The sequence below is a fragment of the Streptomyces sp. NPDC054047 genome (assembly GCF_055585065.1).
Map to the genome: position 1 here is coordinate 360,725 of NZ_JBVJKV010000008.1, position 15,092 is coordinate 375,816.

The following is a 15,092-nucleotide window of genomic DNA, read 5'->3' on the forward strand; positions in this document are numbered from 1 at the left end:
CAGCTCCCCGCCCCAGCGGCTCAGCCGAGCTGGGGCAGCACCTCGGCACCCAGCCTTCGGACGTTCTCCTCCGTGGTCGCCAGATCGCCCGAGCCCTCGACAAGCAGCGCGAAGCGGGTGATCCCCGTGCGCTCCGAGGTCGCCGCGATCCGGTCGGCGCACAGCTGAGGGGTGCCCACCGGATGCAGTCCGCAGAGCAGTTCGGTGTACGCGAGCGGGTCCCGCATCGCCCGCGCGCGGCCGTCGACCGTGACATGGGCGTCCAGGCCCTGCTTGAGCCACCCCGGCATCGCCTTCTGGAGCGTCTCCGCCGCGTCCAGGCGCCGGTCCGCGATCTGCGCGACCCCCGCGGAGACGTGCGGCGCCCGGTGGACCTCCTCCGGCGTGCACCCCGAGGCGCGCGCGTGCCTGCGCCACAACGCCACCATTTCGGCCTTCTCCTCGTCGCCGACGTGCATGCCGAGCAGCATCGGCAGGCCGCGCTCCGCCGCGAGCCGCACGCTGGACGGCGAGGTGCAGGCGACGATCACCTCCGGGCCGCCGGCTCCTTCCCCGGTGTCACCGCCCGAGCCGGCCAGCGCCTCCTGCGGCCGTGGCACCACGGCGACCTCGCGGAAGGAGAAGCGGCCCGCATCGCCGGCGACCCGGGGCTCGCTCAGCCACCGCAGCAGCAGGTCGAGCGAGTCCGGGAAGCCCTTCTCGTACGCGTCGAGACCCGACCCGAAGACCTCGAGATCCACCCACGGCCCGCCGCGCCCCACGCCCAGCGAGAAGCGCCCGCCGGACGTCAGGTGCAGCAGCGCCGCCTGCTCGCCCAGGGCGACCGGGTGCACGGTCGGCAGGACGCTCACGGCGGTGCCGACGCGGATGTGCCGCGTACGCCCGAGAAGGAGCGCGGCGAGGGTCACGGCGGACGGACACGTGCCGTACGGCACGAAGTGGTGTTCGGCGAGCCAGACCGAGTCAAGGCCCGCCTCCTCGGCCACCTCGGCGGACCGCACCGCACGGTGCAGTGCCTCCCCCTGTCCCTGTCCCGGGAACTGGGCGGCCAGAACAAAACTACCTACACGCATCGCTCTCCTGCCTCCTTGGCGCCGACGCAGGCACTCCCCCTACGGGCAACAACGCATGACACGTGCCAAAGGCACGGCTTGGCATGAAGATTGACGGATTTTCTGCGAAATGCAGGGGGGATCTGTGGGGGTTGGTGAAGGGCGCCTACCCCTGTGCGCGCCGCGTAGGCTGGACACACCCCTGGCCCCCGTACATCCCGTGAGGTGTCTCGTGTCCCCGCGTCGTAACCGCCCGAAGGGCGCCGGAGAAGACAGCCCGCGCACGGACGGGGATCCGGCGGGCCGCTACGGCGGCTTCCAGTCCACGGAGAGCTGGCGGGGCGAGCAGTGGAGCCTGCGCCATGTCGCGGGCGCGAGCGCGGCCGGCAAGACCTACCGCTGCCCCGGCTGCGACCAGGAGATCCCCTCCGGCGTCGCGCACGTGGTGGCCTGGCCCGAGCACTCGGGCGTGGACGAGCGCAGGCACTGGCACAAGGCCTGCTGGAACGCGAAGGACCGCCGCACCACGCGGGTGCAGCGGTCCCGTAACGCGCCGAGGTACTGAGACCCCCGAAGGCGGCTACACGTCGCGCTTCTCCAGGAGGACGAAGGCGCCGGCGATCGCGGCCGCCGTCACGCCGACGAGCAGCAGCAGCTGCGAGGTGCCGCCGCCCGTCCCGTCCATCTCGAAGATCTTGGCGAGGGAATTGATGGCGTTGTAGTCCATCATCTTCTCGCCCAGCGGACGCGTGCCCTCGGAGATCATCAGGAACACCGGCAGGATCGCGGGCACCAGGACCACGCCGAGCATCGCGGTGATCGCACCCGCCGAGTGGCGCAGCATCGATCCTGCGGCGAGCGCGAGGACGCCCAGGAGCGAGACGTAGAGCCCGCCCTTGAGGACCGTGCCCGCCCAGTCGACGTCACCCGCCTCGGGGCCGCTGTGCATCCCCGACGTCATCAGGCCCACAAGGAGGACGGAGCCCGCGGCGACGACGAAGGCGATCACGAAGAAGATCAGGATCTTGGCGGCGAGCACGCGATAGCGCTGCGGCGACGCCGTGAACGTCGTACGGATCATGCCCGTGCCGTACTCGGACGACGTCACCAGGACGCCGAGCGTGATCAGGCAGATCTGGCCGAGCACGAGACCGAAGAACGCGGGGATCGTGAACGGCACGTCCGCGTAGTCGCGGTCCTGCGTGTTCACGGCCACCAGCAGGCCGATGCCGACGACCAGGAGGAAGAAGACGCCGAGGGTCCACATCGTCGAGCGGACCGACTTGATCTTCGTCCACTCGGACGCCAGGGCGTTGCCGAGGTGGGTCTTCCTGACCGGGATCGGCGAGGTGTAGGCGTTGTTCATCGCCTGCTGCCACGCGGACGGCGGCGCGGGGGCGGCCGGCGGGGGAGCCATCGGGGCGCCCTGCGGAATCGGTGCGCCCTGCGGCACGGGGGCACCGGCCGGTGCGTGTGCCTGCTGGGGTGCCTGCTGGGGCTGCGCCTGCGGCTGCGGAGTCGGAGGCGTGGTCATCGCGGGTCCTCGCTGTCGCGCTTGGTCATGTCGGGGGCGGGGGCGGGGGCGGGGGCGGGGGCGGACGCGGGCGCCTGCGGGGCGGCGGTCGCGTACGGGTTGGGGGTGGCGCCCTGCGGTGCGCCAGGGGCTCCAGGAGCGCCCTGGGGAGCACCCTGCGGCATCGCGAAGGGCTGGCCGCCCTGCTGGGGCGGCGGCGGCGCGTACCACCCGGGCTGGCCCTGTCCGGGCACCGGCATCGGCGGCTGCTGCATCGCGCCCGGCGGCAGCTGCTGCTGGAGTCCCGCGCGCTGGTCGACCGTCGAGCGGTAGTCGACGGCGCCCTGCGTCATCCGCATGTACGCCTCTTCCAGCGAGGCCTGGTGCGGGGAGAGCTCCCACACGCGGACGTCCGCGCCGTGCGCGAGGTCGCTGATGCGGGGGAGCGGAAGGCCGGTCACGCGCAGCGCGCCGTCCTGCTCGGGCATGACCTGGCCGCCGGCCTCGCTCAGCGCCGCCGACAGCTTCTCGCGCTGCTGCACGTCGCCGTCCGGCACCCGCACCCGGGCGAAGTCGGCGGAGTTGTGCGAGATGAAGTCCTTGACGCTCATGTCGGCGAGCAGCTGGCCGCGGCCGATCACGATCAGGTGCTCGGCGGTCAGCGCCATCTCGCTCATCAGGTGCGAGGAGACGAAGACCGTGCGGCCCTCGGCCGCGAGCGACTTCATCAGGTTCCTGACCCAGAGGATGCCCTCGGGGTCGAGGCCGTTGACGGGCTCGTCGAAGAGCAGCACCTGCGGGTCGCCGAGGAGCGCCGCGGCGATGCCGAGGCGCTGGCCCATGCCGAGCGAGAAGCCCTTGGAGCGCTTCTTGGCCACCTCCTGGAGGCCCACGACGCCGAGCACCTCGTCGACCCGGCGGGCCGGGATGCCGGAGAGCTGCGCGAGGCACAGCAGGTGGTTGCGGGCGTGCCTGCCGCCGTGCACCGCCTTGGCGTCGAGGAGCGCGCCGACCTGGCGGGGGGCGTTGGGGAGCTTGCGGTACGGGTAGCCGCCGATCGTCACCTGGCCCGTGGTGGGTTGGTCGAGCCCGAGGATCATGCGCATGGTCGTCGACTTGCCGGAGCCGTTCGGGCCCAGGAAGCCGGTGACCGTGCCGGGTCGCACCTGAAAGGAAAGGTTGTACACGGCTGTCTTGGCGCCGTAGCGCTTCGTCAGGCCGACTGCCTCGATCATTCTCCGCACCCATCGAATGGTTCAGGACGTCGGGGCACACGCCCCCGTAAGGGTTAGGAGGATAACGGGGAGCTGACGGTTCCAGCCAAGAGCGTGTGCTGCGTCTTTCCGGGGGACGACCCCCGGACCCCCGGTCGGAGAAGCGGGGCGCGGGCCCACGCGGAACGGATCGGCCGGGCCGCACAAGGACAGCGCGCGGCGTGAGCACGGCATCCGTCAGAGTCCGACCGCCCCGTCGCCGTACGGCGACAAGCCCGGCTGCCGCAGGTCCCAGCCCTCTTCGGCGAAGATGCGGGTCCCGGACTCGCGCACCGCACGCTCGGCGGCCGCCTTCCGCACCCAGCTCGCCGGACAGGGGCCGAGCAGGTCCCGCAGGCGCGGTGACGCATCGAGCAGCGAGGCGAGGAGCGTGGCCTGGTGGCCGCCGCCGGGCCGAGGCAGTCCGGTGCCGGGATCGGCGAGGACGCCGCGTACGCCGACGTAGAGGGACGCGCCGTCGAGCCGTTCTCCGGACGGCATGGTCAGCCCGAAGTCGTCGCCCGGGATCAGCGCCCGCCGGTAGTTGGGGAACTCCGTCTCGTCGACCGCGCGGAACTGGTCCTGATCGAGCCAGCTCACGACGAGGGAGGCTTCGGCCGCCGGATCGAGGCAGGGGGCCGCCGCCACATAACCGGCCCGCCCGATGTGCGCCGAGCAGCCGACGGCGATGCCCTGCACCCGCACCGGGACCATCGGCACGACGGCGGAGAGGCCGCGCCGGAGCAGTTTGTACGCGACCTGCGCGGGCGAGGCGTTCGACCCCACGGCCATGACGGGATGCCGGCCGCCGATGGACGCAAGGCCCCGCCCGGCCAGCACCTCGTCGAGCGGCCGCCCCGCCACGTGCCACTGCCCGAGCGGCAGCGGCCGTACGCCGAGGGGGAGGAGCTCCTCACCGGTCAGGAGGGAGGGCCCGGGGACGGGCCGCCCCGGGTAGGTCAGCGGATGCAGGGCGGGCACGACGTCGAGGCCGAGCGCGGCCAGGCTCCGGTCCTGCGGCATGCGTCTCCCTCTCCCCGGCGGGCGGTACCGCGCCCGGCAACAGGCGCGGGGCTCCGGCATGGGCGGCTCCGCCGCGTGGGCGCGAGAAGCCCCCACCGGCCCGCGGATCCATCACCGGTCCCAGCGAAGCGTCACGCATCCCGCTTCTTCAGCAGCGCGTAGCCGCCGATCAGTGCCACCACGACCCACACCACCATGATCGCGAGCCCGCCCCAGGGCCCGTACGGAGTGTCGTCGTCCAGCGGCGTCTTCACCTGCATGATCTTGCTGCCCGCCTGGTCGGGCAGGAAACGGCCGATCTTCTTCGTCGCCGAGACGTTGCCCAGAATGCTGGAGATCAGGAAGAAGAACGGCATCAGGATGCCGAGCGACAGCATCGGACTGCGCAGCATCGTCGCGACGCCCATCGAGAACATCGCGATCAGCGTCATGTAGAGCCCGCCGCCGATCACCGCCCGCAGCACGCCCGGATCGCTGATCATCGCCTTGTGCTCGCCGAGCATCGCCTGCCCCACGAAGAACGCGATGAAGCTCGTGACCAGGCCCACCACCAGACAGAGCAGGGTGGCGACCGCGACCTTGGACGCCATGAAGGTGGCGCGCTGCGGGACCGCGGAGAGCGAGGTGCGGATCATGCCGGTGCTGTACTCGTTCGAGACGACGAGCACCCCGAAGACGATCATCGCGAGCTGGCCGAGGCTCATGCCCGCGAAGCTGGTGTAGGTGGGGTCGAAGACCTGCCGGTCCTGGGCGTTGAGGTTGTCGTAGTCGTTCTTCGCCAGAATGCTGATCAGCAGGCCGAGCCCGACCGTGACGACCACGGCGAGACCCAGCGTCCACACGGTCGAGGAGACCGAGCGGATCTTGGTCCACTCCGACTTCAGTACCTGCGTCGCGGCCATCGCTCAGGACCCCTTCTTCTGCTGCCAGCTGCCGCCCCAGCCCTCGGCCTGCTGGGGCGGTGGCGGGGCGGCGCCGGGGGCCGCGTGGTCGGCGTGCGCGTGGTACTCCACCGACTCCGCGGTGAGCTGCATGAAGGCTTCTTCCAGCGAGGCGCGCTGGGGGCTCAGTTCATGGAGTACGAGCTGATGGCGGGCGGCGAGCTCGCCGAGGTCCTCCGACGAGGTCCCGTCGACCTCCAGGGTGCCGTTGCCCGCCTCGACGGCGGTGACGCCCTCCTGGTGCAGCACGTCGAGCAGGCGCTCGCGCTGCGGGGAGCGCAGCCGGACGTAACTGCGGGAGTTCTGGTGGATGAAGTCCGCCATGGAGGTGTCGGCGAGGAGCCGCCCCTGCCCGATGACGACGAGGTGGTCGGCGGTCAGCGCCATCTCGCTCATCAGGTGGGAGGAGACGAAGACCGTACGGCCCTGCGACGCGAGGGACTTCATCAGGTTCCGGATCCAGTGGATGCCCTCGGGGTCCAGGCCGTTGACCGGCTCGTCGAACATCAGGATCTCGGGGTTGCCGAGCAGCGCCCCCGCGATGCCGAGCCGCTGGCCCATGCCGAGCGAGAAGCCCTTGGCCTTCTTCTTGGCGACCTGGGTCAGACCGACGGTGTCGAGGACCTCGTGGACGCGGGCGCGCGGGATGCCGTTGCTCTGCGCGAGGCAGAGGAGGTGGTTGAAGGCGCTGCGCCCGCCGTGCATGGCCTTGGCGTCGAGCAGGGCGCCGATGTACTTCAGCGGGTCCTTCAGCTGGGCGTACCGCTTGCCGTCGATGCGCGCCGCCCCCGCCGTGGGGTTGTCGAGCCCGAGCATCATCCGCATCGTCGTGGACTTGCCCGCGCCGTTGGGCCCGAGGAAGCCGGTGACGATGCCCGGATGCACGGTGAAGGTGAGGTTGTTGACGGCCAGTTTCTCGCCGTACCGCTTGGTCAGCCCCTCGAGCTCGATCATGCGGCCACGCTAAAACGGGACAGAGCCCCCTGCCACTTGGACAGAGGGCTCTGAAAGCGTCCCGAAGGGGGCGCGGGGAACCGTGTGCGCGGCCACGACGAGCCCGCGGGTTTCCCAGGTGCCTCAGCGGGTCTGCTGCGCAGGCACCCCGCGGCTGACCGGCTCGTCCTCGGCGGGCGAACCGGCGGCAGCCACCGCCGCACCCGTGAGGGTGGCCAGCATCTCGCGCACGTTGGTGAGCTGAGCGTTGATGCTGTCGCGACGGTTCGTCAGGGCCGCGAGCTCGCGCTCGGACTCCGAGCGGATCCGGTCCGCCTTGGCGTTGGCATCGGCGACGATGTCCTCGGCCTGACGCTGAGCGGTCTCGACGGTCTGGCGAGCGCGACGCTCCGCGTCCGTCCGCAGCTTCTCCGCCTCGAGGCGCAGCTGCTCCGCACGGTGCTCGATCTCCGCGAGACGCTTCTCGGCCTTGGCCTGACGCGAGGCCAGGTCACGCTCCGACTGCTCGCGGCGCTTGGCGAGGTTCGTCTCGAAGTCGGCCGCGGCCTGGGCGGCCTTGGCGCGGGTCTCCTCGAAGAGGGCGTCCGCCTCCTCGCGCTTCTGCTGAGCGTCCTTCTGCGCCTCGCTGCGCAGCGTGCCCGCCTCGCCCTTGGCCTTCTCGACGATCCGGACGCCCTCGTCCTCCGCCTTGGCCTTGCGCTCGGCCGCGAACGACTCGGCGTCGTTGCGCACCTGCTGGGCCGCCGACTCGGCGAGCTCGCGGTGCTGCTCGGCTGCGCGACGGGCCTCCTCGCGCAGGTCCTTCGCCTCCTCCTCGGCGAGGCGGAGGATCTTCTCGACGCGCGCGCCGAGACCCGCGTACGACGGTTCGGCGTCGGCTACCTGCGCCTGCGCGTTCTGCGTCTCGAGGTGCAGCTCTTCAATGCGCTTTTCCAGAGCAGTGATACGAGCAAGAGCGCTGTCACGGTCGGAGACGAGCTTGGAGATACGTTCGTCCACCTGAGCGCGGTCGTACCCACGCCGCACAAGCTCGAAGCCGTAGGGGGAAGTGTCGCTCATGGGGTTCCTGTCGAATGAGACCGGTGAGGTGATAGGGGGAATCCTAGGGGTCCAAGCGGCGTGTCATCGAGCGGATGCCCGTTTGATCTGGAGAATGACACCCCTTTTGAGTGGCTAACCGCCAGAGCACTTGCCAGCGACAGTGCCGAAGGTCCTTACAAAGCACGCGAGATGTTCTTTGGCTAGCCCTCAGACGGCTTGCCACCCGATCGAGTTGACCCCGCCGTCGCACCGGCCTTGACACCCGCGTCCTTCGTGCCGGCGATCGGTGGGGCCTCAAAAGATTCCAACGCCTCCAGCACGTCCTGGACACGGGAAATCTCGGCGTTGATGTCCTCACGGCGCCGGACGAGGACTTCGAGCTCGCGCTTGCCCTCGTCAACCGTACGCTCCGCCTCGGCCTGTGCCTCCGCCTTGACGCGTTCGGCGTCGCGCACCAGCTCGGCGACCTTCGTCTCGGCCTCCTTGAGCAGCGCCTCGGCCCGCTTCACGGCGGAGATCCGCACCTTGCCGGCCTCGGAACTCGCGTCCGACACCAGCTCCTTGGCCTTCGCCTCGGCCTCGGCGCGCTGCTCCTCCGCGGCCTTCACCAGTGCGTCACAGCGCTCGCCCGCGGACTTCATCGCCTCGGCGGACTCGCGGCGCGCACGCTCGTGCAGCTGCTCGATCTCGGCGGTGAGGCGGTCGCGCTGCTCCTCGGAGCGCTCCCTTATGGCCGTGGCGTCCCTGCGGGCGCCGACGAGCAGTTCGTCCGCGTCCGTACGGGCCTTCTCCACCAGGGAGTTGCCCTCGACCGTCGCCTCGGCGACCAGGCGGTCGGCCTCCGTGCGGGCCGCGCCGACCATCGTGTCGGCCTGCGCCTCCGCGTCCGTGGTCGCCTTGAGCGCCTTCTCCTGGGCGTCCTTGATCAGCTTGTCGGCCTCGGCGGCCGTCTCCGAGATGAGCGTGTCGACCTGCTCGGCCGCCTCGGAGCGGCGCTTGTTGGCCGCCTGGCGCGCCTCGTCCAGGGTCCGTTCGGCTTCCTCGCGAGCCTGCGAGGTGAGCCGCTCGGCCTCGGCCGCCGCCTCCGCCTTGACGCGCTCGGCATCGGACCGGATGCGCTCGGCGTGCTGCTGGGCGGAGCCGACCGTCTCGGCGGCGTCCGCGCGCAGCCGCTCGGCGTCGCCGGTCGCGTCCGAGATGAGCTTCTCGGCCTTGGCCACCGACTCCGAACGCACCCGCTCGGCCTCGGCGGTCGTCTCGGCCTTGAGCCGCTCGGCCTCGGCGACCGTGTCGGCCTTGAGCCGCTCGGCCTCCGCGATGGTCTCGTTCTGCAGCCGCTCCGCCTCGCTGCGCGCCTCGCCGATCAACTGGTCGGCCTGGCTCGCCGCGTCGCTGCGGATGCGGTTGGCGTCCTCGCGGGCGTCGGCACGGGTACGGGACGCGTCCTGCTCGGCCGACGCGATCGCGTCCGAGGCTTCCGTACGCGAACGCTGGGCGTACTCGGAGGCGTCCGAACGCAGCCGCTCAGACTCCGCGATCGCGTCCGAAACGGTGCGCTCGGCCAGCGACTTGGCGGCCTCGGCCTCTTCGTTCGCCTCGCGCCGGGTGCGGGTGGCGTCCTCGGCGGCGCGCTCCCGCTCGGCGTACGCGTCGGAGCGGACGCGGTCCGCCTCCTCCTGCGCCTCGGTCCTGGTGCGCTCCGCCGCGTGCTCGGCGGCGCTGCGCAGGCCCGCGATCTCCTCCTGCGCGGATTCCTGGAGGCCCGCCACGGAGTCCCGTACGGACTGGGCGGTCTGCTCGGCGCTGGAGACCATCTCGGTCGCCCTGCGGTCGGCCTCCTCGACGAGGCGCACGGCCTCGGCCTGGGCCTCCTCGACGCGCTTGCGGGCGGAGGCGAGGAGCTCCTCGCTCTGCTCGCGGGCCCGCTCGCGCTCCTGGTCGGCCTCGCCGCGCGCGGAGCTGAGGGTCTCCTCGGCCTCCCTGCGGCGCCTGGCGGCCTCCTCCTGGGCGGCGGACAGGGCCTCGGCGGCCTCCGTGCCCACGCGCTCGGCGGCGGCTGCGGCCTCCGAACGGAGCCGGTCGGCCGACTCCTGGGCCTCGGTCTTGAGCCGCTCGGCCTCGGCGGCGGCGTCCGAACGGAGCCGCACCGCGACGTTCTCGCCCTCGGCGCGCGCCTGCGAAGCGTCGGCGGCGGCCTCGGTGCGCAGCCGCTCGGCCTCGGTCTCGGCCTGCGACTGAAGGGTGCGGATCCGCTCGGCGGACTCCGCGCGAAGCCGGTCCGTCTCGTCCGAGGCCTCCTTGCGGATGCGCTCGGCCTCGGCGCGGGCGTCGGTCAGCGCCTGCTCGGCGGCGGCGACACGCTCCTCGGCCTCCGTGTGCAGGCGCGTCAGCTCGTCGGCCGCCTCGGCCTGACGTGCCGCTATGGCCCGCTCGGTCTCCTCGTGCAGGGCGCGCGCCGCGTCCTGTGCCTCCGACTTCGTGGCCTCGGCCTGCTCGGCGGCCTCCTCGCGGTGCCGCTCGGCCTCCGCGCGGGTGCGCTCCAGGGTCTCCTCGGCCTGCTTGCGCAGGGTCGTGGCGCGCTCGACGGCCTCGCCGCGCACGCGCTCGCTGTCGGCGGTGGCCGCCGTCCGCAGCTCGTCCGCGTCGGCCTTCGCCTTGGCGAGCAGCTCCTCGGCGGACTTGGCCGCCTCCTCGATCTGCTGGACGGCCTCGCGCCGGGCCTCGCCGCGGATGCGCTCACCCTCGGTGACCGCGTCGGCCCGCAGCTGCTCGGCCTCGCCGCGCAGCCTGCGCGCCTCCTCCTGCAGCTCGACGGTCTTGGCGCGGTACTCCTTGGTGTCGTCCTTCGCCGTGCCCTTGAGCTGCTCGGCGATGTCGTGCGCCTCGGCACGCAGCCGGTCCGCCTCGGCCTCGGCCTCGGTGCGGATCCGCTCGGCCTCCTCGGTGGCGGCCTTCGTCGTCTCCTTGGCGTCCTTGGACGCCTTGTCGAGTACGTCCTCCGCGGTGCGGGCGGCCTTGGCGAGCTGCCCCGCGGTCTCCTCGGCGGTGATCGTGCGCGCCTTCTCGGCGGCTTCCTTGATCAGCTTCTCGGCCTCGGCGCGGGCGTCGGCGACGAGCTGCTCGGCCTCGGCCTTGGTGGCCTCGGCCTCCTTCGTGGCCTCGCCGACGAGGCGGGCGACCTGCTCCTTGGCGGTGCGCGTGCGCTGTTCGTTGGCGCCCTCGGCGGCCGAGAGCTGTTTGGACGCGGTGTCCTTGGCCTCGGCGAGGACCTTGTCCGCCTCGGCGCGCGCCTCGCGCAGAGCCGTTTCGGCCTCCGCCATGCGCTGCTCGGCGGCGCGGCTCGCCTCGGTGGCCTGGCGGCGGGCCTGTTCGGACTCGGTGGCCGTGCTGGAGCGCAGCTGCTCCGCGTGGTCGGTGGCCTCCTGCGCCTGCGTGGAGGCGGCGTTCAGGAGGCGCTCGGCGTCCGAACGGGCCCGGCGCAGGGTCGCCTCGGCCTCGGCACGGGCGGACTCGGCGTCGCTCGCCAGGCGCTGGCGGGTCTCCTCGGCCACGCGCTCGGCCTCGGCGCGGGCGGCGGCCAGGGCCTGGTCGGCCTCGGCACGCGACTCGTCGAGCAGGCGGCGCGCCTGCTGTTCGGTGCGCGCCCGCAGCTGCTCGGCCCACGCCACGTTCTCGTTGACGTGCGACTCGACGGTCTGGCGGCGCTCGGACAGCTCCTGGTCGAGCTGCTGACGGCGTGACACCGCCTCGGAGTGCAGCTCGGACTGGAGCCTGGCCTGCTGCTCGGCGTGCTCCTGGAGGATGCGCTGGGTCTGCGCACGGGCGTCGCGCAGCTCCCGCTCGGCGTCCTGGCGCAGCTGGTCGGCCTGGATCTGGGCATTACGGAGCAACTGCTCGGCCTGGTAGCCGATGTCCGCGCCGTCGTAGGCAGGGCGGGACGCGAGGTTGCGGCGCGCCTCGTGAAGCTTGGCGCGCAACACCTCGACCTGGTAGCCGAGGTCCTCGGCGTGCTGAACAGCCTTCTCTCGTTCGGTCTTCAGCCGGTCCATCTCGGCCTCGAACCGCGAAAGATGGTCCGTCTCAGCCCGCGAGCTCTCTTGGCGTTCGTAGCCCCGCACTGCGCGGTCCCATCCGTCCCCTGGTCGCAAGTCTCTTCGTACGAGCCCTGTCCATCCGCCGAACGGGGCCCACGGGGAATGGTGTCAGATCAACAGCAGAGCATGGGCTGCTGCCCCGACGCTCGTCCCCCGAAACCCGGACCCCGGCAAGCGGCCGCCCAGCGTACGGACGACCGGCCGCCCAATACTTCGGACGGCCGACCCCAACCCTACCGGCCCAAGTATGCGGAGGTCAGTGCTCCGGTGACTCCTGAGCTGCCGAGGTGACGAGTTCGGTCAGTACGCCGTGGCAGTCCTTGGGGTGCAGGAAGGTGATACGGGACCCCATGGAGCCGATGCGGGGCTCCTGATACAGGACGCGTACGCCCTTGTCCTTGATGGCCGCGGCGTCCCCGTCCACGTCCGCGGTGCCGAAGGCGATGTGGTGCACGCCCTCGCCGTTCTTGGCCAGCCACTTGCCCACGGCGGAGTCGTCGCGAGTGGGTTCGAGGAGCTGCAGGTAGGAGGCGCCGCCGTCGCTCGTCTCATTGATCTTGAGCATGGCCTCGCGCACCCCCTGCTCTTCATTGACTTCGGTGTGGAACACCGTGAAGCCGTACGTCTCCCGGTAGAACTCGACGGTCTTGTCGAGGTCGAAACAGGCGATCCCGATGTGATCGATTCGCGTCAGCATGTTTTAAGTGCAGCCCTTCCGGCGCTGATTACGCAACGTGCGCGCGATCACACCGAACGCCCGATGACGCGCGGCGTACCGCTCAGTACATTCAAGTAAACCCTCATTAACTCCTCCTCCCAAGGGGCCGTGGCACATGTCTGGAACGACCGGTACCACCTCAGTGATCGTCGCGGGCGCACGAACGCCCATGGGCCGCCTGCTCGGCTCCCTGAAGTCCTTCTCCGGCGCAGACCTGGGCGGTTTCGCGATCAAGGCCGCGCTCGACCGCGCCGGGATCGGCGGCGACCAGGTGCAGTACGTGATCATGGGGCAGGTCCTCACGGCCGGGGCAGGGCAGATCCCGGCACGTCAGGCCGCCGTCAAGGCGGGCATCCCCATGAACGTCCCCGCGCTCACCGTCAACAAGGTGTGCCTCTCCGGGCTCGACGCGATCGCGCTCGCCGACCAGCTGATCCGCGCCGGCGAGTTCGACGTCGTCGTCGCCGGCGGCCAGGAGTCGATGACGAACGCGCCGCACCTCCTCCCGAAGTCGCGCGCGGGCTTCAAGTACGGCGCCATCGAGATGCTCGACTCCATGGCGTACGACGGCCTGACCGACTCCTTCGAGAACATCGCCATGGGCGAGTCCACGGAGAAGCACAACACCCGCCTGGGCATCGCGCGCCCCGAGCAGGACGAGATCGCCGCACGCTCCCACCAGCGCGCCGCCGCCGCCCAGAAGAACGGCATCTTCGAGGCCGAGATCACCCCGGTCGAGATCCCGCAGCGCAAGGGCGACCCGGTCCTGTTCTCCAAGGACGAGGGCATCCGCGCCGAGACGACCGCCGAGTCGCTCGGCAAGCTGCGCCCCGCCTTCACCAAGGACGGCACGATCACGGCGGGCACGTCCTCGCAGATCTCCGACGGCGCCGCGGCGGTCGTGGTCATGTCCAAGGCCAAGGCCGAGGAGCTCGGCCTGGACTGGATCGCGGAGATCGGGGCGCACGGCAACGTGGCGGGACCGGACAACTCGCTCCAGTCGCAGCCCTCGAACGCGATCCAGCACGCCCTGAAGAAGGAGGGCCTGGACGTCGCGGACCTCGACCTGATCGAGATCAACGAGGCCTTCGCCGCGGTCGCGGTGCAGTCAATGAAGGACCTCGGGGTGTCCTCGGAAAAGGTGAACGTCAACGGCGGTGCCATTGCCCTGGGTCACCCGATCGGGATGTCCGGCGCACGCGTCGTGCTGCACCTCGCCCTTGAGCTGAAGCGGCGCGGCGGCGGCGTGGGCGCGGCCGCCCTGTGCGGTGGCGGCGGGCAGGGTGACGCGCTGATCGTGAAGGTGGCGAAGGCCTGAGGGCCTGCCGCTCTTCGCGCGTACGCCTTCTCTACGTCTAGGAACGGAGCTGTCTGACATGCAGGACGTCCCCTCCCTGGTGGCACAGGCCCGCGAGGGCAGGCCACGGGCCGTGGCCCGGCTGATCTCACTGGTCGAGGGGGCGTCACCGCAGCTCCGCGAGGTCATGGCGGCGCTCGCTCCGCTGGCGGGCCATGCGTACGTGGTGGGCCTCACGGGGTCGCCCGGTGTCGGCAAGTCGACTTCGACGTCGGCGCTCGTCTCCGCGTACCGCAGGGCGGGCAAGCGGGTGGGCGTCCTGGCCGTCGACCCTTCCTCGCCGTTCTCCGGGGGAGCGCTGCTAGGCGACCGGGTCCGGATGTCGGAGCACGCGTCCGACCCCGGGGTCTACATCCGCTCCATGGCGACGCGGGGCCACCTCGGCGGCCTCGCGTGGTCGGCTCCGCAGGCGATCCGGGTGCTGGACGCCGCGGGCTGCGACGTGATCCTCGTCGAGACGGTCGGCGTGGGCCAGTCCGAGGTGGAGATCGCCTCGCAGGCGGACACCTCGGTGGTGCTCCTCGCCCCCGGCATGGGGGACGGGATCCAGGCGGCGAAGGCCGGAATCCTGGAGATCGGCGACGTGTACGTCGTCAACAAGGCGGACCGGGACGGCGCGGACGCCACCGCGCGCGAGCTCAACCACATGCTGGGGCTCGGGGAGGCCCGGTCCGCGGGGGACTGGCGCCCGCCCATCGTGAAGACGGTGGCCGCACGGGGCGAGGGGATCGACGAGGTCGTCGAGGCCCTGGAGAAGCACCGGGCGTGGATGGAGGAGCGGGGGGTCCTGGCGGACCGCAGGGCGGCGAGGGCGGCGCGGGAGGTCGAGACGATCGCGGTCACGGCCTTGCGGGAGCGAATCGCGGACCTGCACGGGGACGCGCGGCTGTCCGCGCTGGCGGAGCGGATCGTCGCGGGGGAGCTGGATCCGTACTCGGCGGCGGACGAACTGATCGAGAGCTTGACCTCTGGCTGAGGGCGGGGCCGGCGGCGGTTACCCTGCGGGTGAGCGGATCGGCAGCTCTTGGTGGGCCCGAAGCCGAACGAGCCGCCGCTGCGTGGCGAGGCTTTCCCGCCCGCCCACCTGTATCTGCGCGGCGAGGCTTTCCCGCCCGCCCACCTGTATCCGCGTGGCGAGGCTTTCCC

General features: G+C 71.6%; 12 protein-coding genes. 3 read left to right on the forward strand and 9 right to left on the reverse strand.

Annotated features, from left to right (window positions below; translation table 11 throughout):
* Positions 1-20: 20 nt before the first annotated feature.
* Positions 21-1,073 (reverse strand): LLM class flavin-dependent oxidoreductase, encoded by a 1,053-nt coding sequence (locus ACZ6ZP_RS28345; RefSeq protein WP_351163923.1) that lies wholly within the window; start codon positions 1,071-1,073, stop codon positions 21-23.
* Positions 1,074-1,284: 211 nt separating this feature from the next.
* On the opposite strand from ACZ6ZP_RS28345, the gene ACZ6ZP_RS28350 reads away from it, so the two are divergent.
* Positions 1,285-1,617, forward strand: coding sequence for an ATP/GTP-binding protein (locus ACZ6ZP_RS28350; protein ID WP_351163925.1), 333 nt, complete (start codon positions 1,285-1,287; stop codon positions 1,615-1,617).
* Between the two features lie 15 nt (positions 1,618-1,632).
* On the opposite strand, the gene ACZ6ZP_RS28355 is transcribed toward ACZ6ZP_RS28350, so the two are convergent.
* The 8 genes from ACZ6ZP_RS28355 to mce all read right to left on the reverse strand — a co-directional run bounded on the left by ACZ6ZP_RS28355 (position 1,633) and on the right by mce (position 12,568).
* On the reverse strand, positions 1,633-2,469 hold the full coding sequence (locus ACZ6ZP_RS28355) for an ABC transporter permease (protein WP_383821072.1): 837 nt from the start codon (positions 2,467-2,469) through the stop codon (positions 1,633-1,635).
* A gap of 113 nt (positions 2,470-2,582) precedes the next feature.
* The gene (locus ACZ6ZP_RS28360) at positions 2,583-3,800 is read right to left on the reverse strand and encodes an ABC transporter ATP-binding protein (protein ID WP_384311761.1); all 1,218 of its coding nucleotides are present in this window, start codon (positions 3,798-3,800) and stop codon (positions 2,583-2,585) included.
* A 216-nt stretch (positions 3,801-4,016) separates the two neighbouring features.
* Positions 4,017-4,841 carry a hypothetical protein gene (locus tag ACZ6ZP_RS28365; RefSeq protein ID WP_469408848.1) on the reverse strand — a complete coding sequence of 275 codons (825 nt, stop codon included), beginning with the start codon at positions 4,839-4,841 and terminating at the stop codon, positions 4,017-4,019.
* Positions 4,842-4,972: 131 nt separating this feature from the next.
* Positions 4,973-5,743, reverse strand: coding sequence for an ABC transporter permease (locus tag ACZ6ZP_RS28370; protein ID WP_351163932.1), 771 nt, complete (start codon positions 5,741-5,743; stop codon positions 4,973-4,975).
* A 3-nt stretch (positions 5,744-5,746) separates the two neighbouring features.
* Positions 5,747-6,736, reverse strand: a complete 990-nt coding sequence (locus ACZ6ZP_RS28375; protein WP_469408851.1) for an ABC transporter ATP-binding protein — start codon at positions 6,734-6,736, stop codon at positions 5,747-5,749.
* A 123-nt stretch (positions 6,737-6,859) separates the two neighbouring features.
* Positions 6,860-7,795 (reverse strand): coiled-coil domain-containing protein, encoded by a 936-nt coding sequence (locus tag ACZ6ZP_RS28380; protein WP_249587715.1) that lies wholly within the window; start codon positions 7,793-7,795, stop codon positions 6,860-6,862.
* A 182-nt stretch (positions 7,796-7,977) separates the two neighbouring features.
* Positions 7,978-11,895 carry a polarized growth protein Scy gene (gene scy / locus ACZ6ZP_RS28385; protein WP_351163938.1) on the reverse strand — a complete coding sequence of 1,306 codons (3,918 nt, stop codon included), beginning with the start codon at positions 11,893-11,895 and terminating at the stop codon, positions 7,978-7,980.
* Positions 11,896-12,127: 232 nt separating this feature from the next.
* Positions 12,128-12,568, reverse strand: a complete 441-nt coding sequence (gene mce, locus ACZ6ZP_RS28390) for a methylmalonyl-CoA epimerase (protein ID WP_249587713.1) — start codon at positions 12,566-12,568, stop codon at positions 12,128-12,130.
* Between the two features lie 136 nt (positions 12,569-12,704).
* Here mce and ACZ6ZP_RS28395 point away from each other — a divergent pair, with 136 nt between their 5' ends.
* Both ACZ6ZP_RS28395 and meaB read left to right on the forward strand, forming a co-directional pair.
* On the forward strand, positions 12,705-13,907 hold the full coding sequence (locus ACZ6ZP_RS28395) for an acetyl-CoA C-acetyltransferase (protein ID WP_351163942.1): 1,203 nt from the start codon (positions 12,705-12,707) through the stop codon (positions 13,905-13,907).
* A 58-nt stretch (positions 13,908-13,965) separates the two neighbouring features.
* Positions 13,966-14,922, forward strand: coding sequence for a methylmalonyl Co-A mutase-associated GTPase MeaB (gene meaB, locus ACZ6ZP_RS28400; protein WP_351163944.1), 957 nt, complete (start codon positions 13,966-13,968; stop codon positions 14,920-14,922).
* Positions 14,923-15,092 lie beyond the last annotated feature (170 nt).